This window comes from Bradyrhizobium sp. WBOS07 (assembly GCF_024585165.1).
GTDB classification, from domain to species: domain Bacteria; phylum Pseudomonadota; class Alphaproteobacteria; order Rhizobiales; family Xanthobacteraceae; genus Bradyrhizobium; species Bradyrhizobium japonicum_B.
Genome location: NZ_CP029008.1, coordinates 5,219,982 through 5,239,458, shown reverse-complemented (window position 1 = coordinate 5,239,458; position 19,477 = coordinate 5,219,982). Strand labels below are relative to the sequence as shown.

The 19,477-nt window shown below is 64.3% G+C and carries 18 protein-coding genes; 11 read left to right on the top strand and 7 right to left on the bottom strand.

Features of this window, described 5'->3' with window-relative positions:
• Positions 1 to 160 precede the first annotated feature (160 nt).
• A complete protein-coding gene (locus DCM79_RS24965; protein WP_257176784.1) occupies positions 161 to 781 on the bottom strand; it encodes a response regulator transcription factor in 621 nt (206 codons plus the stop codon).
• Between the two features lie 204 nt (positions 782 to 985).
• On the opposite strand from DCM79_RS24965, the gene DCM79_RS24960 reads away from it, so the two are divergent.
• Positions 986 to 2,017, top strand: a complete 1,032-nt coding sequence (locus DCM79_RS24960; RefSeq protein ID WP_274069713.1) for an AraC family transcriptional regulator — start codon at positions 986 to 988, stop codon at positions 2,015 to 2,017.
• 2 nt (positions 2,018 to 2,019) lie between these two features.
• Here the strand turns inward: DCM79_RS24960 and DCM79_RS24955 are convergent, their stop codons facing one another.
• A complete protein-coding gene (locus DCM79_RS24955; protein ID WP_257176782.1) occupies positions 2,020 to 3,231 on the bottom strand; it encodes an NnrS family protein in 1,212 nt (403 codons plus the stop codon).
• Positions 3,232 to 3,361: 130 nt separating this feature from the next.
• On the opposite strand from DCM79_RS24955, the gene DCM79_RS24950 reads away from it, so the two are divergent.
• Positions 3,362 to 4,072 (top strand): Crp/Fnr family transcriptional regulator, encoded by a 711-nt coding sequence (locus tag DCM79_RS24950; RefSeq protein ID WP_257176781.1) that lies wholly within the window; start codon positions 3,362 to 3,364, stop codon positions 4,070 to 4,072.
• 116 nt (positions 4,073 to 4,188) lie between these two features.
• Here DCM79_RS24950 and DCM79_RS24945 read toward each other — a convergent pair whose 3' ends face one another.
• Together DCM79_RS24945 and hemN are read right to left on the bottom strand one after the other, a co-directional pair.
• Entirely contained in the window at positions 4,189 to 4,386 is a 198-nt protein-coding gene (locus tag DCM79_RS24945) for a DUF1858 domain-containing protein (protein ID WP_028138343.1), read from the bottom strand.
• Between the two features lie 213 nt (positions 4,387 to 4,599).
• Entirely contained in the window at positions 4,600 to 5,952 is a 1,353-nt protein-coding gene (hemN, locus tag DCM79_RS24940; RefSeq protein WP_257176780.1) for an oxygen-independent coproporphyrinogen III oxidase, read from the bottom strand.
• Positions 5,953 to 6,117: 165 nt separating this feature from the next.
• Here hemN and DCM79_RS24935 point away from each other — a divergent pair, with 165 nt between their 5' ends.
• From DCM79_RS24935 to DCM79_RS24915, 5 genes are all read left to right on the top strand, one after another.
• Positions 6,118 to 6,318, top strand: a complete 201-nt coding sequence (locus DCM79_RS24935) for a hypothetical protein (protein WP_257176779.1) — start codon at positions 6,118 to 6,120, stop codon at positions 6,316 to 6,318.
• A gap of 456 nt (positions 6,319 to 6,774) precedes the next feature.
• A complete protein-coding gene (nirK, locus tag DCM79_RS24930) occupies positions 6,775 to 7,872 on the top strand; it encodes a copper-containing nitrite reductase (RefSeq protein WP_257176778.1) in 1,098 nt (365 codons plus the stop codon).
• Positions 7,873 to 7,926: 54 nt separating this feature from the next.
• Positions 7,927 to 8,805 (top strand): formylglycine-generating enzyme family protein, encoded by an 879-nt coding sequence (locus tag DCM79_RS24925; protein ID WP_257176777.1) that lies wholly within the window; start codon positions 7,927 to 7,929, stop codon positions 8,803 to 8,805.
• A 174-nt stretch (positions 8,806 to 8,979) separates the two neighbouring features.
• Positions 8,980 to 10,005 carry a Fe(3+) ABC transporter substrate-binding protein gene (locus DCM79_RS24920; protein ID WP_257176776.1) on the top strand — a complete coding sequence of 342 codons (1,026 nt, stop codon included), beginning with the start codon at positions 8,980 to 8,982 and terminating at the stop codon, positions 10,003 to 10,005.
• A 55-nt stretch (positions 10,006 to 10,060) separates the two neighbouring features.
• Complete coding sequence (locus tag DCM79_RS24915) at positions 10,061 to 11,710, top strand: iron ABC transporter permease (protein ID WP_257176775.1); 1,650 nt, start codon at positions 10,061 to 10,063, stop codon at positions 11,708 to 11,710.
• 43 nt (positions 11,711 to 11,753) lie between these two features.
• Here the strand turns inward: DCM79_RS24915 and DCM79_RS24910 are convergent, their stop codons facing one another.
• The 3 genes from DCM79_RS24910 to DCM79_RS24900 form a co-directional block, all read right to left on the bottom strand.
• Positions 11,754 to 12,221: an N-acetyltransferase gene (locus tag DCM79_RS24910; protein ID WP_257176774.1), complete on the bottom strand. Its 468-nt coding sequence runs from the start codon at positions 12,219 to 12,221 to the stop codon at positions 11,754 to 11,756.
• A 190-nt stretch (positions 12,222 to 12,411) separates the two neighbouring features.
• Positions 12,412 to 13,062: a CoA transferase subunit B gene (locus tag DCM79_RS24905; protein WP_257176773.1), complete on the bottom strand. Its 651-nt coding sequence runs from the start codon at positions 13,060 to 13,062 to the stop codon at positions 12,412 to 12,414.
• Between the two features lie 18 nt (positions 13,063 to 13,080).
• The gene (locus DCM79_RS24900; protein ID WP_011089830.1) at positions 13,081 to 13,788 is read right to left on the bottom strand and encodes a CoA transferase subunit A; all 708 of its coding nucleotides are present in this window, start codon (positions 13,786 to 13,788) and stop codon (positions 13,081 to 13,083) included.
• A 286-nt stretch (positions 13,789 to 14,074) separates the two neighbouring features.
• Here DCM79_RS24900 and DCM79_RS24895 point away from each other — a divergent pair, with 286 nt between their 5' ends.
• The 4 genes from DCM79_RS24895 (at position 14,075) to DCM79_RS24880 (ending at position 19,376) form a co-directional block, all read left to right on the top strand.
• A complete protein-coding gene (locus tag DCM79_RS24895) occupies positions 14,075 to 15,967 on the top strand; it encodes an AsmA family protein (RefSeq protein ID WP_257176772.1) in 1,893 nt (630 codons plus the stop codon).
• Between the two features lie 208 nt (positions 15,968 to 16,175).
• Positions 16,176 to 17,561 (top strand): ABC transporter substrate-binding protein, encoded by a 1,386-nt coding sequence (locus DCM79_RS24890; protein ID WP_028138352.1) that lies wholly within the window; start codon positions 16,176 to 16,178, stop codon positions 17,559 to 17,561.
• A 94-nt stretch (positions 17,562 to 17,655) separates the two neighbouring features.
• Positions 17,656 to 18,528 carry a carbohydrate ABC transporter permease gene (locus DCM79_RS24885; RefSeq protein WP_028138353.1) on the top strand — a complete coding sequence of 291 codons (873 nt, stop codon included), beginning with the start codon at positions 17,656 to 17,658 and terminating at the stop codon, positions 18,526 to 18,528.
• Complete coding sequence (locus DCM79_RS24880) at positions 18,525 to 19,376, top strand: carbohydrate ABC transporter permease (protein ID WP_257176771.1); 852 nt, start codon at positions 18,525 to 18,527, stop codon at positions 19,374 to 19,376. The genes DCM79_RS24885 and DCM79_RS24880 overlap by 4 nt, the downstream gene beginning before the upstream one ends.
• The last annotated feature ends 101 nt before the right edge of the window (positions 19,377 to 19,477 follow it).

Here is a 19,477-nt window from a genome sequence, read left to right as displayed (position 1 = left end):
CCCTCCCTGCCGATATCGACGCGTCACCACCCGGACGCGCGAAAAGATGCCTTGCCAAGATGGTTGGACGCGGCAGGGAAGGAACCGGTTCGATTGGGGTTTCCGTTGGGCACCGCTGCGGCGGCACCAAGGCTGCGGACGGCTGGCGATCCCGCGGGTGCTAAGCCTGGGTCGGCGAGCCCTGGCCAAAGATGCGTCGAAGCAGATCGGTCACGTTCTTGGCCCCGGCCTTCTTCAAGATGCCGGCGCGGTAACCTTCGACCGTACGCGCACTGAGATGCATGCGGCGGGCGATCTCCTTGTTGGTCAGGCCGGCGGCAAGGTGCTCGAGCACGTCGGCTTCGCGCGCGGTCAGCGGCTCGCAGCCTGCCAGCCAGCCCTGTCGGCTCGTGCGGGGCTGTGCGAATTCATCGATGGCGGCGTGGATCCGGCCGACGATGTCATGGGTGCGGAACGGCTTTTCGATGAAGTCCGCCGCGCCGCTCTTGATGGCGTCGACCGCCAGGGCGATGCTACCGTTCGCCGAGGTCACCAGCACCGGCGCCATGCAGTTTTCCTGGCGCAGCCGCCTGAGCATGTCGAGGCCGGAGCGATCGGGCGGCAGCTCCATCAGCACGCAGGCCGGCATCCGCGCCTTTGCCTCGGACAACAGAGACGCACTGTCAGCGAAGCAGATCACGTCATAGGCGCTCTGTTGGAGCGCGGCTGAAAGTTGTTCGCGGGAGGCCGCATCGGTCTCGATGACGAATACCTCACCCTTGGAAAGCGTGTTTCCCGGCATATCCCGATCCAGCAATGTCTTGGTCAAATGGTCCGAGACGGAAGGCAGGCCCCATCGCCGCGCCGCGCCGTCATGAGCACGGCATTCACGCCAGTGCCTCGGTTTCCCCTATGTATGTCCCGCCCGGTTCCCGGATTTGACGGACCGAGACAGAAACTTTACATTTCGGGACATCTGCGGGAATGGCTGGCAGGAACGGTTCGCATGACCGACCTCGTTCGCAGCGCAGGCTTGAGCTATTACCCGGAAATCGCCCGGTCGGTGGGTCTCGATCCCAAACAGATGATGCGCAAGGCCAGGCTGCCGCTGGCCTGTCTCGACAAGCCCGACACTCCCATCGCCGTCGCCGGCCTGCGCCGTCTGCTCGAATTGTCGGCAGCGGCGTCCGGCGCCGAAGATTTCGGCTTGCGTCTCGCCGAGCGCGGCGGCCTGACCAATTTCGGCGCCGTCGGCCTGATCGTGCGCGAGCAGGCGACCGTGGGCGAGGCGATCGAAGCGTTCTCGCGCTTCATCCATATCCATCATGACGGCATGCGGCTGGATGTGACGCGCGGCAGGCAGAGCGTGACCGTCAGGCTGCATCTGCGCGGCCGGCAGCCGAGCGCGCCGCGGCAGTCGATCGACATGGCCCTCGGCAGCGTCCACCGCATCATCCAATCGCTATTCGGCCATGACTGGCGACCGCAGGAAGTGCATCTGCATTATCCGCCGCCTAAGGACCGCAAGCGCTATCGCGACTTCTTCGGTTGCCGCGTGACTTTCAACGCCGAGGACGATGCGATCTTGCTGTCGGCGCACGACATGGAGCGCCGGATCCCGGGCGCGCACCCCTTGGTCGCGACTTATCTGCGCAAGCGCATCGAGGCCATCGAGACCCGGCCGGCAAGTTGGGAGGGGAAGGTCGACGAAGTCGTGCGGACCCTGCTCGCTACCGGTGACTGCACCGTCGAGCGCGTCGCCGAGCATCTTGCCTGCACCCGCCGCACCATCCACCGCCATCTCGCCGCAGCAGGCACCAGCTTCTCGGCCATCCTGGATGCGCAACGCGCCGATCTCGTCACTCAGCTGATCGACGACCCCGGGCGGCCGCTGGGTGACATCGCGCTGCAGCTTGGCTTCTCCGCGCAGAGCGCCATGGCGCGCTGGTTCCGCGGCCGCTTCGGCTGCACCATCACCGACTGGCGCAAGGGCGTGAGACCACCGGCGGCCGATGCGCCTTCGGCAAGCGCGGCTTGAGTTCAGCGCGCCGGGGCCGGCACGCCCATGATGGCGAGGGCCCGCCGCCGGCTGCCGGCGAGCAGCGGCCCGAACGCGACGGCAAATCCGAGGAACGCGACCAGCCAGCCACACGCAGCGAGGTGCAACAACACATAATCATGCGCGGGAAATACCACCGCAGCAATCCGGGCCAGAGCCGCGATGATGATTGCGGCATAGATACCCTGGATCGCGGGCGAAGCCGTCAAGGCCTGTCCGGTATGACCGAGGCTGGCGCGGGTCATCACCGCGAGCGTCATCGTCCCCGCCGCACCGGTCATCCAGGCGTGGATGCCGGCGCTCGGCGGCAGCGCTCCGAACACCGCAATGGCGTGCAGGATGAACCCGAACGGCACGAACACGTAACCGACATGCAGGATCACGAGCAGCCGCTCGCGCAAGGTGCGATCACCGGCCCAGCGCGCAAGCCGCACCAGATGCAGCCCGCCGGCAAGCGCCATCAGCACACCGGTGACGGCATTCAGCGGCGCCACGACCCACGAGACGAGCGCGAGCGCGCTGCATCCGATCACTGCGCCGTCGAAACGTCCGAACGGCACCGGCAGTCGGCCGGGATTGAACTTGACCAGCCAGTTGCGGGTGAAGCTCGGAATGATGCGGCCACCGATCAGCGCGATCAGCAGCACGACCACGCCGACGCCCACGCGGATGCTGACATCGGCCGCGCCCTGGTAATGCGCCTCGAGATGAAAAGCGACGTTGCCGGCGAGCAGAACGGACACCAGCCCCACCACCGGCAGGTTGCGCCAGTTGCTGCCAGCGATGATCTCGCGCGCCGCGGCGGCGACGACCAGCGCCAGGAAGGCGGCGTCGATGGCCAACGCGAACACCCAGCCGGTATCGGCCGACAGCGTTACCGCGACGCGTCCGGCAAGCCAGACCGTCACCAGGGCTCCGAGCGAGGTGCCCTGGATCGGCAGCCGGCCGGTCCAATTCGGAATGGCCGTGAACAGGAACCCGGTGATCACGGCGGGGAGGAAGCCGTAGAGCATCTCATGGACGTGCCAGTCGCGCGCCGCGAATGCGGAACTCACCGACAATTCGCCATAGAACATCGGCAGCCAGGCCAGGATCGACAATCCGGCCTGGATCGCGGCGAGCAGGAAAAAAGGCCGAAAACTGTTCGCAAACAGCGGCCAGCCCTGATAATTGCGGGATCGGGCGCCAGCCATGGGGTCAACTCCAATGAATTTCAGTCCGTTATTTGGAAAAATACTGCCAGCCGACCGTTCCGTTTTGCGCTATCGCAAACTATCGGACGATTGCAGGTGCCATCACACTCCTTGACGCCAAGGAGGCAGAATGGCCAAGGTCGACACATCGCTGGTTGCGCATTTGCCGCTGTTTGCCGGGGTCACGCCAGAAGCTCTGGACGAGATCCTGCGTGAGGCCCGTTCGGCGCGATATCCCAAGAACAGTGCCATCTTCGAGCAGGGTGCGGACGCACAGTCGTTTTTCCTGCTGCTGCACGGCCACGTCCGCGCGGCCAAGACAACGCCGACCGGCGAGCAGATCGTGGTGCGCTATGTCGCGCCCGGCGAAACGTTCGGGCTCGCCATGGCGATAGGCGCCTCGCGATACCCGGCGACCGCGACCGCAGTCGACGATAGCGTGGTGCTGATCTGGCCGACCTCGGCCTGGCCGCGGCTGATCGAGCGATTTCCCTCGCTTGCCGCCAACACGCTTCAGACCGTCGGCACCCGCCTCCAAGAGAGCCACACCCGCATCCTGGAAATGTCGACTCAGCAGGTCGAGCAGCGCGTCGCGCATGCGCTGCTGCGCCTCGCCAAGCAGTCCGGCAAGAAACTCGACCGCGGCATCGAGATCGACTTCCCGATCAGCCGTCAGGACATCGCCCAGATGACCGGCACCACGCTGCACACCGTCAGCCGCATCCTGAGCGGCTGGGAAAGCCAGGGCCTCGTCGAAAGCGGCCGTCAGCGCATCATCCTGCGCGATCCGCACGGGATCGTCGTGCTGGCGGAGCGGAGCGCAGACAGCGGGGCGGCGTGACGGCGCACCAAGGCGTCTGCGGCCAAGAGTGAGATAGGAGTGAGGCGCCTCCGCTTACGGCGAAAGCCGCCCCTCACCCGAGAATCCGCGCGCGCCCGCGCGAATTCCAGACCGTTTCACGCCGGCACGCAATCGACCAGTGCGGCAAGGAATTTTTCGCGGTCTATGCCATGCTCGCGGCAGGCATCATCCACCGTGTGGAAGGTTGCGATCGGGCAACCGACACAAGCCAATTTGAAGGCTAGAAACACGCGGATCGTGTGCGGCGCCGTACGCATGATGTCATCGACCAGATCGTCGGATCCAAAGGACATGGACAACTCCGTTCAGAGACGACGATAACGGAGGAGCGCGGAGTTTCTTTGTGGAAGCGCAAGCAGTTGCCGTTTCCCGCAGCTCGTCATGCCGGGGCGCGCCGTTTGGCGCGAACTTCGATGCGCAATTGCGCATCTGAGAATCGATCGGGCGGCGGATGACGTACAGAAATGGCTTCCGGGCTCGCGCTGCGCGCGCCCCGGAATGACCAATTACACGGCCCGGCTGTGCAGCTGCTTTGCCGGGTTGAGATGCGCGTCGAACGCGGCGGCGACGCTGCGGACCAGGAAGCGCGAGTCTTTTGCGACTGCGAGGCGATTGCCCTCCAGCCTCACGACGCCGTCGGAGATCAGCGGGCTCAGACGCGCCGCGGAGCGCAGCATCGTCGCGGCCTCGGCGCCATGGCGCGCGCAGATGTCGCCGAGATCGGCACTGAACTCGCACATGATGCGTTCGATGATGTCGGCGCGCAGCCGGTCGTCTTCGGTGAGCATATAGCCCTTCGCGGTCGCGGGACGGCCGGCGACGATGCTCTGCGCATAGGCGCCGATCTGCACCTCGTTCTGGACGTAACCCTGCGGCAAATGGCCGATCGCGCTGGCGCCGAAACCCAGCAGGACTTCACTCTTGTCGGTGGTGTAACCCTGAAAATTGCGCCGCAGCGTCCCTTCCTCGAAGGCCACCGCCATGGCGTCGCCGGGCCGGGCGAAATGATCGAGCCCGATCTGCACGTAACCGGCCTCCTTCAGCGCATTGGCGATCGCGCAAGCCTGGTCGTGGCGCGCGAGGCCGTCAGGCAGCACGGCTTCGTTGATCATGCGCTGGTGCTTCTTGAACTGGGGCACATGGGCGTAGCCGAACACGGAGAGGCGGTCGGGCGCGAGGGCGAGGCTGCGCCGAACCGTATCCAGGCACGATGCGACGGTCTGGTGCGGCAACCCGTAGATCAGGTCGAAATTGATTCCCGCGATGCCGGCGCGCCTGAGCATGTCGACCACGGACGCCGTCTGCTCGAAGCTCTGCACGCGATTGATCGCCCGCTGCACCACGGGATCGAAGCTCTGCACGCCGAGGCTCGCGCGGTTGACGCCGGAGAGCCGCATCGCCTCGACCATATCGGCGGTCAAGGTGCGGGGATCGATCTCGACCGCGATCTCGGCCGAGGGCAGCACGAAGAACTTCTGGCGCATCGTCGCCATCAGCTCGACGAAAGCCTCCGGCGCCATGATCGTCGGCGTGCCGCCGCCGAAATGGATGTGCTCCACCTTGATGCGGCGGCCGATGGTCTCGGCGATCTGCGCGATCTCGTTGCGCAGGGTCCGCTGATAGCCGGCGATGAGCTCGTCCCGGCGGGCGATCTGGGTGTGGCAGCCGCAATACCAGCACATCTCGCGGCAGAACGGCACGTGGAGATAGAGCGACGCGCTGGCACCCGCCGGCAGCTCCGCCAGCCACCGGGCATAGGTGTCCGGGCCGATCGCCGTCGAGAAATGGGGTGCGGTCGGGTAGCTCGTGTAGCGCGGCAATCGCTCTTCGCCGTAGCTTGCCGCAAGATCAGATCTCATGTCTTACCCATTCGTAAATCTAGGCCGTGTGCAGACATCACGGCAAATCACGGAATGACTTCAATTAACCCGGATGCGCCGAGGCGACTTTGCGCTCGCGCAAAGCCGGGCGACCGGTTCCCGGCAATGATGAGAACATTCGCGCGGCCATCCGGAGCGTTTGCCATGAGGCTTCTCGCACTCGAACTGATCCTTTCCCTGCTCGACGTCCGCGGCCATATCCCGCGCTTCGACGACTTCCGGCCGACCCCGGTCGCACCGGCTCCGGCCGGCACCGCGCGCGCTCTGGCCGCCATCATCGCTGTCTTCGCCGTGCTGTCGTTGGCGGTCTGGGCAACTGTCTGGCTTGCCGTGCAGCTCATCTAGTTGCGATCCGACGATCGATCGCATGAACCGCGCAGCGCGACGGTCGCGGGTCGTATCGGCCGCCCCTGCGAAAGGTGACGGCTACGTCACCGGTTGAATAATTATCCCACTTGAAGATGCGAACGAGTCGCCGCTGAGCACAGACGCGGTGCTCACGCTCAGCAATTCTGCGCACCGCACGACATCGATAACTGCGACGCCTGACGCGTCGGCGGCGATCAGTCGCGTGTCACAGTATCGACACCGCTGTCCGGCGTCTGTTCGCTGAGCCTCGACGTCCGCCATGACGACGTCGGAATCGATCAACGCGGTATCGACGATACTACTTCACGAGGACGCCTAAGTACCATTGCGGAGGTGAATCACGGCGAAAGCTTGTTGCAGCGCAAATACGCTTGCCGCGATCGGCGCACACTGCATTCGTTATCAGATCTATTCACATGAAGGATGCTTCCGATGTTCACCCGCAGAGCCGCATTGATCAGCGCCGCCGCGACTGCCTTGATGCTGGCGGCCCCGGCTTTCGCCGCCAGCGATCTCAAGCTGCCGCGTCAGAAGGTGGAGCTGGTCGCTCCGCCCTTCGTGCACGCGCACGAGCAGGCCACGACGCAGGCTCCCAAGATCGTCGAATTCACGATGACCGTCGAGGAGAAGAAGGTCGTCATCGACGACAAGGGCACCACCTTCCAGGCCATGACGTTCAACGGCTCGATGCCGGGACCGCTCATGGTCGTGCACGAGGGTGACTACGTCGAGCTGACGCTGGTCAATCCCGTGACCAACACCATGCCGCACAACATCGACTTCCACTCCGCGACCGGCGCGCTCGGTGGCGGCGAGCTGACGCTGATCAATCCCGGCGAGCAGGTCGTGCTGCGCTGGAAGGCGACCAAGACCGGCGTGTTCGTCTATCATTGCGCACCGGGAGGCCCGATGATCCCCTGGCACGTCGTCTCCGGCATGAACGGCGCCGTGATGGTGCTGCCGCGCGAGGGACTGAACGACGGCAAGGGCCACGCCCTGAAGTACGACAAGGTCTACTACATCGGCGAGCAGGACATGTACGTGCCGCGCGACGAGAAGGGCAATTTCAAGTCCTACGAATCGCCGGGCGAGGCCTACACCGAAACCGAAGAGGTGATGAGGAAGCTGATTCCGACCCATGTCGTGTTCAACGGCAAGGCCGGCGCGCTCACCGGCAAGAACGCGCTCACCGCCAAGGTCGGGGAGAACGTGCTGATCGTGCATTCGCAGGCCAATCGCGACAGCCGTCCGCATCTGATCGGCGGGCATGGCGATTATGTCTGGGAGACCGGAAAGTTCGGCAATGCACCGGAGGTCGGGCTCGAGACCTGGTTCATCCGCGGCGGCTCGGCAGGAGCTGCGCTGTACAAATTCCAGCAGCCCGGCATTTACGCCTATGTCACGCACAATCTGATCGAGGCGGCCAATCTCGGCGCGACCGCGCACTTCAAGGTCGAAGGCAAGTGGAACGACGATCTGATGACCCAGGTGAAGGCACCTGCCGAAATCCCGGCGCCCAAGACCCACTAGACGCGACAAGGGGGCCGGTCATCACCGGCCCCTTCTTCCTTTCGAGGAACGACCATGCTGATCGCATTCAAGCTCAAACTGGCACTCGCCTGCGCCGCCGGGCTCGCAGGTCCGATCGCGATGGCGCCGCTGGTCTCGACCATGACGGTCCGCGGCACGGCGACGGAGCCCGCCATCGTCAGGGTCGCACCGGGCAGCCTGTCCTATCGCGAGGCCGGCGATTTCACGCGCGGCGGGCAGCAGGCGGAAGCGCCGCTGCGCACGATGCGCGTCGACCGGCCGCTGCACATCATGCGAAACCAGGTCTCGTCGTCCGACTATCAGCTTTGCGTCCAGGACGGCGCCTGCCGCGCCCTCGATCGCGATGTCGCGATCGCCCCCGATCGCCCTGCGGTGCAGGTGAGCTGGCACGACGCCGAGGCCTATGCGGGCTGGCTGTCGCGCAAGACCGGCCATCATTACCGGCTGCCGAGCGATGAGGAATGGGCCTTTGCCGCCGGCTCCAGATTCAAGGACGACGGTCTCGCGGTCGATGCGAATGATCCTTCAAAGCGCTGGATCAGCCGCTATGAGCGCGAATCCGAACGCGACCTCTCCGACACCAAGGCCTATCCGTTCGGCAAGTTCGGCCCGAACGAGCACGGCATCGAAGATCTCGCCGGCAATGTCTGGGAGTGGACGTCGACCTGCTTCGTGCGCTCGCGCTTCGACGCTTCAGGCAATGCCGGCCGCCCGACCGTGAACTGCGGCGTGCGCGTCGCCGAGGGCGCGCACCGCGCCTATGTCACCGATTTCATCCGCGACGCCCGCGCCGGCGGCTGCGCCCAGGGCGTGCCGCCCGCCAATCTCGGCTTCCGCCTGGTGCGCGAGGAGACGTCGTGGGTGGCGAGCGTGTCGGCGCGCTGGAGCAAGGTGTGGGCGGCAAGATCATGATCGTCGCGGCGCACCTACGTTTTCCCGTCAACGTCTCCATTGATTAGAATCGATCTAAATTAAGAAATATTGGAATCGCTCTAAGTCACGCTCTTCGCGACATCGCGTCGCTGACTTTGCCGCATCGCCTGCGCTACTCAATCCGGCGTCAATCGCCCGCCTGGAGCAGCCCTTATGATCAATCTTCGCGTCCTTGCCGCCTCCGCGGCGGTGTTGAGCCTGACCCTATCCTTTGCCTCGAAAGCAGCCGCCAATGGCGAGGTCAACGTCTATACCTATCGCGAGACCAAGCTGATCCAGCCGCTGTTCGACGCCTTCAGCAAGGATACGGGCATCAAGGTCAATGTCGTCTCCGCAAGCTCAGGTCTGGAGCAGCGTATGAAGGCGGAAGGCGCCAACAGTCCGGCCGACGTGCTGCTGACAGTGGATATCGGCCGCATCGACGAGGCCGTGCAGGCCGGCGTCACCCAGCCGATCAAGTCGGAGGTGGTCGACAAGGTCGTGCCGGCGCAGTATCGCGATCCGGACGGATACTGGGCCGGCATCTCCATGCGCGCGCGCGTGATCTATGCCTCGAAGGATCGCGTCAAGCAGGACAAGATTACCTATGAGGAGCTCGCCGATCCCAAGTGGAAGGGCAAGATCTGCATTCGCTCGGGCCAGCACATCTACAACAACGCCCTGTTCGCGGCCTACACGGCCAAGCACGGCGAGGCCAAGGCCGAGGAATGGCTGCGCGGCGTGAAGGCCAATCTCGCGCAGAAGCCGTCGGGCGGCGATCGCGAAGCCGCGCGTGACGTGGCCGCCGGCAAGTGCGACATTGGCATCGGCAACACCTATTACTGGGCGCTGATGATGAACAACGATCCCGAGAAGAAGCCGTGGGCGGAGGCGACCCGCGTCATCCTGCCGACCTTCGAGGGCGGCGGCACCCACGTCAACCTCTCCGGCGTGCTGCTCGCCAAGCACGCGCCCAACAAGGCCAACGGCATCAAGCTGATCGAGTGGCTCGTCAGCGAGCAGGCGCAGCAGATGTATGCCGACCAGAACTACGAATATCCGGTTCGGAGCGGCGTCCCCATCGACTCCACCATCGCGGGCTACGGCAAGCTCGCCCCAGATCCGTTGCCGATCGCAAAGATCGCCGCCAACCGCAAGGCTGCGGCCTCGCTGGTGGACAAGGTCGGCTTTGACAACTGATCTCTGGCGGTCCTCGTCCCTCGAACTGGCAGAACCTTCGGGCGCACGGCCTCGCTTGAGAGGCCGCGCCGCCCACGCCGGGCGCGCCGCGACCGCGATCGCGATCGCAACCGCGATCCTGGTCGCGGCCCCCGTGATCTCGATCGTTTCGCTGGCTTTGCAGCCGGCGACCGATGTGTGGCACGACCTGATCAACTACGTGCTGCCCGCCGCGCTCCTGGACACCGCCCTTCTGCTCGTCGGGGTCGGCGCGCTGACACTTCTGGTCGGCGCCGGCACTGCATGGGTGATATCGCGCCACGATTTTCCCGGCCGGGGCATGCTCCTGTGGCTGATGCCGCTGCCGCTGGCGATCCCGACATATCTTGCGGCCTACGTCTATGCCGACCTGTTCGAACCGCTCGGCCTGGTGCATCGCACCCTGGCGATCTGGCTGCCGCTACGCGATGCCCTCGGCCATCTGCCCAACCTGCGCTCGCTGCCGGGCGCCATCTTCGTGATCGGGCTCGTGCTGTATCCTTACGTCTATCTGTCGGCGCGCGCGACGTTTCAGGTTCAGTCTGCCGAATTCGCCGAGGCGGCTACGACGCTGGGGGCCGGCCGATGGACCGTTTTCTGGCGCGTTTCACTGCCGATGGCGCGGCCCGCGCTCGCGGTCGGCGTGGCGCTGGTCGCGCTGGAAACGCTCAACGACATCGGTGCCAGCGAGTATCTCGGCATCCGCACGCTGACGGTCTCGATCTTCACCACCTGGCTCAACCGCGGCAGCCTTGCCGGTGCGGCGCAACTCGCATGCCTGATGCTTGCGATCGTCGCCGGCCTGATCGCGATGGAGCGTTACGGCCGCCGCAACGCCAACGCCGAGTTCTCGGCCGAAAGCCCGCATGTGAGGCAGCGAACCCCGCTTTCGGGCGCAAGGGCGTGGATCGCGTTCGCGGTCTGCGCGCTGCCGGTGCTGATCGGCTTCGTCGTGCCGCTGTTCTATCTGGCGCATCAGGCTCTCGGTCGCGGACTCCTTGCAAATTTCGACCCGCTGCTGTGGCGCCACACCTTCCATTCGTTTGCCTATGCAGCGCTCGCGACGCTGATGGCGCTGATGCTTGCGCTCGCCACGACGATCGCGCACCGCTTTCGGCCGGATCCCCTGAGATATCTGGCGATGAGCACCGCGCAGGCCGGGTACGCGCTGCCGGGTCTCGTGATTGCCCTCGGCCTGCTGACCCCCGTGCTGGCGGTCGACAGCGCGCTGAGCGCGGTCGCGACCTGGACGGGACTTTCGCTGCCCGGGCTGATCCTGGTCGGCTCGGGGACGGCTGTCGTCATCGCCTACACGATTCGTTTTCTGGCCGTGCCGGTCGGCATGATCAAGGCCGGGTTCGACAGCATTCCGCGCGACTATGACGAGAGCGCGCGCACGGTCGGCGCGGGCCAGGCGGTCATGTTGAGGCAGATCTATCTGCCGTTGCTCCGGCCCGCGATGCTTGGCGCCGTCATCATCATGTTCGTCGACTGCCTGAAGGAGCTGCCGGCAACGCTGCTGTTGCGGCCCCTCAACGTCGAAACGCTGTCGACGTCGATCTACCAGTTCGCAAGCCGCGGCAATTTCGAGGACGGCGCGCTCGCGGCCCTCCTGATCATCGCCGCCAGCATCGGCCCGGTGGTCTGGCTGACCCGGTTCTCCGAGGTGCCGAGCGGCCCCGCTTGAAGGCTCGGGCGCATCGTCTGCGCATTCAAGCCATCAGGGACAATCAAATCGCTCGCGCGAACATGCGAAAGCCGGGAGCGCCGATGATCGCCTCGAACGCGGGATCGCGCTTCTCTTCCACAAAGACAAAGCCAGCCTTGGCGTAGGCGCGCTCGGCGGGTTCGTTGCCGACCAGGAATGATATCGTCGCCCTGGCAAACCCAGCCGCCCGTCCCTTGTCCAGGGCCTGCGCAATCAGCGCCTGCACAAGCCCACGACCGCGATGAACCGGATCGGTCGCGACATGCTCGATCATCCAGTCGCCCTCGCCGCCCTGAACCCAGCAGGCGCGCGTGTAGGTGCCGCGTTTGCGGATCGCTTCCAGTTCCGGCGCGGCAAGCTCCGTCGCGGCCGCGACTTCCTCGATGGCGCGCCAGGCCGCAGGCCCGGTGCCCTCCGCCGGCAAGGCACAAAGCGCCGCCGCCGGCTTGCCGTCGATTTCGGCGACGAGAAATTGCGAGACATGCCACATCGACACCGCATCTGCGGTCGCGATGCGCGCGATGAAGTCAACGCATGGCTGTTCGGGCCAGCCTAGCGCTATATCGAACCAGCCGGATGGCCGGTGGCCTCGCATCGAGGACAAGATAGTCCTTGCGATGAATTCGGCGTCTCCGAGACGCGCAGACCGTATCGTCATGCGCGCCCCATTCTCGAAGACCTCAGGTGTTCTTCAAAGCGACGCGGAATTCGGCTTCGGTCTTGGACTTGACCTCGTCGAGCGAAACGCCGTCGGCGAGCTCGATCAGCGCCATGCCGCCATTGCCATGCTTGTCGATGGTGAAGACGGCGAGATCCGTCACGACCATGTCGACCACACGCTCGCCCGTCAGCGGCAGATTGCACTTCTTCAGCAGCTTCGGGCCGTCCTTGGCCGAATGCTCCATAACCACGATGACGCGCTTGACGCCGGCGACGAGGTCCATCGCGCCGCCCATGCCCTTGACCATCTTGCCGGGGATCATCCAGTTGGCGAGATCGCCGTTCTGGGCCACCTGCATGGCGCCAAGGATGGAGAGATCCATGTGGCCGCCGCGGATCATGCCGAAGGAATCGGCGCTCGAGAAATAGGAGGTCGAGGGCAGCTCGCTGACGGTCTGCTTGCCGGCGTTGATGAGATCGGGATCCTCTTCGCCCTCAAAGGGGAATGGACCCATGCCGAGCATGCCGTTCTCGCTCTGCAAGGAGACGTCCATGCCGTCGGGGATGTAATTCGAGACCAGCGTCGGGATGCCGATGCCGAGATTGACGTAATAACCGTCGCGCAATTCTTTCGCAGCGCGCGCGGCCATCTGTTCACGGGTCCAGGCCATGTGAGTCTCCTGATACGCCTAGGCGGCGGTGCGCGGGCGGGTGTTGCGGAACTCGATACGCTTCTTGGCCGTGCCGACCTCGACGATGCGCTTCACGAAGATGCCGGGCGTGTGGATGTGGTCGGGGTTGAGTTCACCCGCCGGAACCAGATGCTCGACCTCGGCCACCGTGATCTTGGCGGCGGTCGCCATCATCGGGTTAAAGTTGCGCGCGGTCTTGCGGTAGATGAGGTTGCCGGCGGTGTCGCCCTTCCAGGCATGCACGATGGCGAGGTCGGCGAACAGCCCGCGTTCCATCAGATACTTCTCGCCGTCGAATTCCTTCACTTCCTTGCCTTCGGCGATCAGCGTGCCGACGCCAGTCTTGGTGTAGAAGGCCGGAATGCCGGCGCCGCCGGCGCGGATGCGCTCGGCCAGCGTGCCCTGCGGATTGAATTCGAGTTCCAGCTCGCCGGCGAGGAATTGCTGGGCGAACAGCTTGTTCTCGCCGACATAGGACGAGATCATCTTCTTGATCTGCCGCGTTTCCAACAGGCGGCTGAGCCCGATGCCGTCGACGCCGGCATTGTTGGAGACCACCGTCAGGCCCTTGACGCCGGACTCGCGGATCGCATCCGACAGCTCCTCGGCGATGCCGCAGAGGCCGAAACCTCCCGACATGATCATCATGTTGTCTTTTAAGATGCCGTCGAGAGCCGACTTGGCGTCGGGATAGACCTTGTTCATACAAATACCTTCGACTGAACCTTCAGTTTGGAGGCGTCGCGCCGTATTGGCGGCGATTATTAGGCGAAATCCTCCAAAGCCGTCAATGATACGGGGTTCTCCGCACCGCGCCCGGGTGATAGAAGCTGCCCACGCCGTGGGCAGAACCGTCCACGGCCTTGAAAGCGACAAGAAAACCCATCAAGTTGCGGGACTTAACATCATAGGGCTTGGGCGTGGCCACGCAGGTTTTCCGACCCGCCCTTCCGGCTCCAACGACCAACCCGATCAGGACACGCCATTGACCATGGCCCAAGGAATGAAGCGCCTCGGGACGCCGATCGCGGCGCTGCTCGGCGTGGCGCTAATCGCCCTGATCGCGACCTCCTGGCTCATCAACCGCGACGCGCTGCGCAAGGCGGTCGAAGCGCAGATCCGCGACGTCACCGGGCTCGAGCTCAGCGTCGCAGGCAGCATCGACATCTCGGTGCTGCCGGCGAGCTACATCTCCTTCCACGACGTCGGCCTCAAGGGCGGCGGCACCACCGATTCCGCGCTGCACGTCGACGTGCTCACCGCCAATCTGCGGCTGCTGCCGCTCCTGCTGCAGCGGTTCGAGATCGCCGACCTGACGCTGTTGCGGCCGCGCATCCACGTCAGCCTGAAGCCGGACGGTGAGAGCAACTGGACGCCGTTCATCCAGACGATCGCGCGCACCATGAAGCCCGGGGCCGAGAATCAGGTCTCGTTCTCCGAAATCCGGATCCAGGATGGCGTGCTCGACTACGAGGACGCAGCCACCCACGCCACCGAGCGGCTCGGCGACATCGACCTATCGCTGGCCTGGCCCTCGATCTCGCGCTCCTTCGCCGCGACGGGACAGTTCGACTGGCGCGGCGAGCGTGTCGACGGCTCGATCAGCTTTTCCGATTTCGTCGCCGCCCTCTCCGGCGATCGCTCGGGGTTGAAGGCGCGGATCGCCAGCGCGCCGCTCAAGCTCGCATTCGACGGCAGCGTCGCCAACCGCACCAGCCCGATGATGGAGGGCACGCTGACGATCGACAGCCCCTCCTTGCGCAACGCGCTGCGCTGGACCGGGCAGCCGCAGCCCGCCAGCGGCGGCTTCGGCCGTTTCGCGCTGAAGGCGCGCGCCAACGTCGTCGGCCCCTCGATCGCGCTCACCAATGTCAATGTCGAGCTCGACGGCAACGCCGCCGAAGGCGTCATGACCTACGCCAATAACGGCCGGCAGACGCTGCAGGCGACGCTTGCCGCCGACGCGCTCGACTTCACGCCCTATATCTCGACCTTCCGCCTGCTCGCGAGCGGGGCGCGCGACTGGAACAGGCAGCTGTTCGATCTCCAGGGATTGTCGACCACCGACCTCGACATGCGCCTGTCGGCGGCCAAGCTGACGGTCGGGCCCACCAAGCTCGGCCGCACCGCGATCGGTGCCAATCTGCGCAACGGCACGCTGGCGCTCTCGGTCGGCGAGGCCCAGGTCTATGGCGGCATCGCCAAGGGCTCGTTCGGCATCGCGCGATCCGACACCGTCGCCGACATCAAGGCGCAGTTCCAGTTCACCGATGTCGATCTCCAGGCCTGCGCCACCGAATTGTTCGGCCTCAACAAGCTGTCCGGTCGCGGCAACATCAACGTGTCGCTGTTCGCCTCGGGCTCGAGCCCGTTCGGCCTCGTGCAGTCGCTCGACGGCAGTGCCACCGTCACCGGGCATGACGGCGCGATCTCGGGCTTCAACGCCGAGCAGCTCCTGAAGCGGCTGGAGCGGCGGCCGCTCTCGGGCGGCGGCAATTTCCGCAACGGTTCGACGCCGTACAACAATCTCACCATCGCGGTGAAATTCTCCGACGGGATCGCCACCGCGGAGGACATCCGCATCGAAGGGCCGGCGGCGAAGATCACGCTGACCGGCACCGCCTCGGTGCCGACGCGCGAATACGACATGAAGGGCGTGGCGAGCCTCAATACGGCGTCCGGCTTTCAATTGCCCTTCATGGTGCAGGGCCCGTGGGACGATCCGCTGATCTTCCCCGACCCTGAAAGCCTGATCCGGCAGTCGCCCGCGGCGTCGCCCTTCCTCGATCTGTTGAAACAGCGCATCACCGGGGGCGGCAAGCGCCCCGCGCAGGACGGATCGCCGACGGCGGAGAATGCCAAGGAGAATGCGAAGTCCAACTGAGGATCGCGCGATTCACCACCGCTGCCCGGACTTCGCGAATTGATCGGGGCGAATTGATGCGGCGATTGGATCGATGCGCGCGTTAAGCATCGCCCCAGAGCGACACCCGCGACCTAGGTCTGACAACATGCTGCGTTGATTGCGCTACCATCCTGCGCTAGTGTTTTTTCGACCGGTTAAAAACACCGGCCGTTTGAGGGAGAAAAACGTGAAATCCAAGGTTATTGGCGCAGTATCACTGGCGGTTGCTGCGGCCGGGCTGTTTGCAGCCGCTGCACCCGCATTTGCGCAGCAGAAGACGATCACGGTCTGGTGGGGCAAGGGCTTCTATCGCTCCGAAGACGACGCGCTGATCGAGACGATCAAGAAGTTCGAAGCCAAGACCGGCATCAAGGTCGAGCTGTCGCAATACGCGATCCAGGACATGATTCCGAAGACGGTCGCCGCGCTCGACGCCGGCACCGTGCCCGATGTCGCCTATTCCGATTCCTATGACGTCCAGGCGCAGGGCAAATGGGCCTATGAGGGCAAGCTCGAGGATCTCTCCGACGTCATGGAGCCGATCAAGGGCCGGTTCGTGCAGAACACGCTGGATGCCTCGATCCTCTACAACGACGTCGCCAAGAAGAAGGCCTATTACGGCTTTCCGCTGAAGCAGCAGAGCATGCACGTCCAGATCTGGAACGACATGCTGGAGAAGGCCGGCTTCAAGCTGGCCGATATCCCGAACGACTGGACGGGGTATTGGACGTTCTGGTGCGACAAGGTGCAGCCGGCGATCCGCAAGGCCACCGGTCAGCGCCTCTATGCCGTCGGACAGCCGATGGGCGTGGAATCCACCGATTCCTTCCAGTCGTTCTACACCTTCATGGACGCCTATCATGTCAAGCTGGTCGACGACGACGGCAAGCTCACGGTCGACGATCCCAAGGTTCGCGAGAACCTGATCAAGGCGATGAAGGATTACACCGACACCTACATCAAGGGCTGCACACCGCCGTCCTCCACGACCTGGAAGGATCCCGACAACAACGTCGCCTTCCATAACAAGACCATCGTGATGACCCACAACTTCACGATCTCGATCGCGGCGAAGTGGTTCGAGGACTCGCAGAACCAGGCGCTTACCCAGGAGCAGCGCGACGCCGGCAAGAAGGCCTACGAGCAGGACATCATCACGGCGTCCTTCCCCAAGGCGCCGGATGGTTCGACCATCAAGTACCGCTCCGACGTCAAGACCGGGCTGGTGTTCACCGCGGCCAAGAACAAGGCCGAGGCCAAGCAGTTCATCAGCTTCCTGCTCCAGGAAGAGAACGTCCGTCCCTACATCGAGGGCGCGCTCGGCCGCTGGTTCCCGGTGACCAAGGAAAGCCAGGAAAGCCCGTTCTGGCAGGCCGACAAGCACCGCAAGGCCGTCTATACGCAGTTCAAGGGCGGCACCTCTCAGTTCGACTTCACCAAGAACTGGAAGTTCACGATTCTCAACAACGAGAACATCTGGGCCAAGGCGATGAATCGCGTCGTCAGCGAGAAGGTTCCGGTCGAGAAGGCCGTCGACGAGATGATCGCCCGCATCAAGCAGGTCGCGGGTTGATGTCATCCTCACCTCTCCTCGCGTTGCGGGAAGAGGTGTAAGAACAACACCGGCCGCGTTTCGCGGCCGGCTTCTCTTTGATGAGTCCTAAAGAATGGCGATCACCCTCTCTGGCGATCAGGCTATGCCCGGCCCGCCCCTGTCGTCGCGGCTGACCCCGGCACAGGTCTGGGGCATCGTGCTGCTCGCGCCCTATCTGCTGGTTTTCCTCGCTTTCGTCGTCTATCCCGTCTGCTACGGGCTGTGGCTGGCGCGCGCGCCGGAAAACTACGTCGCGCTCTACAACGACCCGATCTTCGCGCGCGCCGCGATCAACACGCTGATTTTCCTGGTCATCGGCATCAACATCAAGATGCTGATCGCGCTGTTCCTGTCCGGCTTCTTCGTGCAGCAACGCACCTGGATCAAATGGCTGTCGGTGATCTTCATCCTGCCGTGGGCGGTGCCGTCGATCCCGACCATCCTGTCGGTGCGCTTCATGCTCAATCCCGAATGGGGCATGATCAACCACTACATCTTCTCCCTCACCGGCGATGACGGCCCGAACTGGCTGAACGATCCGACCGTCGCGCTCAGCATGGCGATCGCCGTGCATATCTGGAAGTCGCTGCCGTTCTGGACGCTGATCCTGATCACCGGGCGCCTTGCGATCTCGCACGATCTGTTCGAGGCCGCCGAGGTCGACGGTGCGAGCTGGTGGCAGAAGTTCCGCTACATCACATGGCCGTCGATGCAGACGCTCTACGTCACCTGCACGCTGCTCTCGATGATCTGGACGCTCGGCGACTTCAACAGCGTCTATCTGCTCACCGGCGGCGGCCCGGCCGACCTCACGCACGTGCTGGCGACGCTCGGCATCCGCTATCTCCGCCTCGACCAGCTCTCGCTGGCGATGGCATCCATCGTCTGCGCGATGCCGTTCGTCCTGCCGCTCGTGTACTTCATGATGAAACGGTTGTCGCGATGAAGCTCCCCTCTCTCCGTGATGTCGCGACCGAAGCGCGGCTGCTGCTGATCGGCGTTCCCGTCTTCCTGTGGACGATGATCCCGATCTATCACATGTTCCTGTTCGCGATCTCCCCGAAGGAGGACGCGTTCTCGGGCAAGCTGTGGCCGGATCACCCGACGCTGCACAACTTTCAGATCGTGTTCAAGCAGCAGCATTACTTCCTGCGCGACTTCTACATCCAGTTCTGGAATTCGACCGTGATCGCCGTCTCCGTCGGCGTGCTGACGCTGTTCATCGCGACATCCGCAGCGTTCGCGATCTCGCGATTGAAGGTGCCGGGCGGACGCACCGTGCTGAACCTTGCGCTGTTCACCTATTTCATTCCCGCGGCGTTCCTCGCCGTGCCGATGTACCGGACCATGGGCAATTACGGCCTGCTCAACAATCACTGGTCGCTGATCCTGGCGATGGTGACGATCGCCTCGCCCTACGCGATCTGGGTGCTGAAGCAGGCCTCGGACAAGCTGCCGGTCGAGCTGGACGAGGCCGCCGTAATGGACGGCGCGACGACGCTGCAGATCTTCCGCCTGGTCTATTTGCCGCTGATGATGCCCTCGCTGGTCGCGATCGGCACCTATGCGGTGCTGCTGGCCTGGAACGAATATCTCTACGCGTTCCTGCTGCTCTCCAACGACCGCGAGATCACCCTCCCCGTCGCGCTCGGCAACTTCCTCGCCGCCGACGATTCGCCATGGGAGCTGCTGATGACCACCGGCTTCATCTACGCGCTGCCGCCGGCCGCGGTCTACTACGCCTTCCGCCGCTACATGGTGGGCGGGCTGACGGCGGGTGCGGTGAAGTCGTAGACTTTTCCTTCGTCATTGCGAACGCAGCGAAGCAATCCGGACTATTCCGCAGAGACAGACTGGATTGCATCGTCGCAAGAGCTCCTCGCAATGATAGCAGA

Excerpts from the sequence above, each read along its gene's own strand:
- DCM79_RS24935 (WP_257176779.1), top strand. The coding sequence starts at position 6,118 with ATGAGGCTTCTCGCACTCGAACTGATCCTTTCCCTGCTCGACGTCCGC.
- nirK (WP_257176778.1), top strand. The coding sequence starts at position 6,775 with ATGTTCACCCGCAGAGCCGCATTGATCAGCGCCGCCGCGACTGCCTTG.
- DCM79_RS24920 (WP_257176776.1), top strand. The coding sequence starts at position 8,980 with ATGATCAATCTTCGCGTCCTTGCCGCCTCCGCGGCGGTGTTGAGCCTG.
- DCM79_RS24880 (WP_257176771.1), top strand. The coding sequence starts at position 18,525 with ATGAAGCTCCCCTCTCTCCGTGATGTCGCGACCGAAGCGCGGCTGCTG.
- DCM79_RS24950 (WP_257176781.1), top strand. The coding sequence starts at position 3,362 with ATGGCCAAGGTCGACACATCGCTGGTTGCGCATTTGCCGCTGTTTGCC.
- DCM79_RS24945 (WP_028138343.1), bottom strand. The coding sequence starts at position 4,386 with ATGTCCTTTGGATCCGACGATCTGGTCGATGACATCATGCGTACGGCG.
- DCM79_RS24895 (WP_257176772.1), top strand. The coding sequence starts at position 14,075 with ATGGCCCAAGGAATGAAGCGCCTCGGGACGCCGATCGCGGCGCTGCTC.
- DCM79_RS24965 (WP_257176784.1), bottom strand. The coding sequence starts at position 781 with ATGCCGGGAAACACGCTTTCCAAGGGTGAGGTATTCGTCATCGAGACC.
- DCM79_RS24910 (WP_257176774.1), bottom strand. The coding sequence starts at position 12,221 with ATGTGGCATGTCTCGCAATTTCTCGTCGCCGAAATCGACGGCAAGCCG.
- DCM79_RS24905 (WP_257176773.1), bottom strand. The coding sequence starts at position 13,062 with ATGGCCTGGACCCGTGAACAGATGGCCGCGCGCGCTGCGAAAGAATTG.
- hemN (WP_257176780.1), bottom strand. The coding sequence starts at position 5,952 with ATGAGATCTGATCTTGCGGCAAGCTACGGCGAAGAGCGATTGCCGCGC.
- DCM79_RS24900 (WP_011089830.1), bottom strand. The coding sequence starts at position 13,788 with ATGAACAAGGTCTATCCCGACGCCAAGTCGGCTCTCGACGGCATCTTA.
- DCM79_RS24925 (WP_257176777.1), top strand. The coding sequence starts at position 7,927 with ATGCTGATCGCATTCAAGCTCAAACTGGCACTCGCCTGCGCCGCCGGG.
- DCM79_RS24955 (WP_257176782.1), bottom strand. The coding sequence starts at position 3,231 with ATGGCTGGCGCCCGATCCCGCAATTATCAGGGCTGGCCGCTGTTTGCG.
- DCM79_RS24885 (WP_028138353.1), top strand. The coding sequence starts at position 17,656 with ATGGCGATCACCCTCTCTGGCGATCAGGCTATGCCCGGCCCGCCCCTG.
- DCM79_RS24960 (WP_274069713.1), top strand. The coding sequence starts at position 986 with ATGACCGACCTCGTTCGCAGCGCAGGCTTGAGCTATTACCCGGAAATC.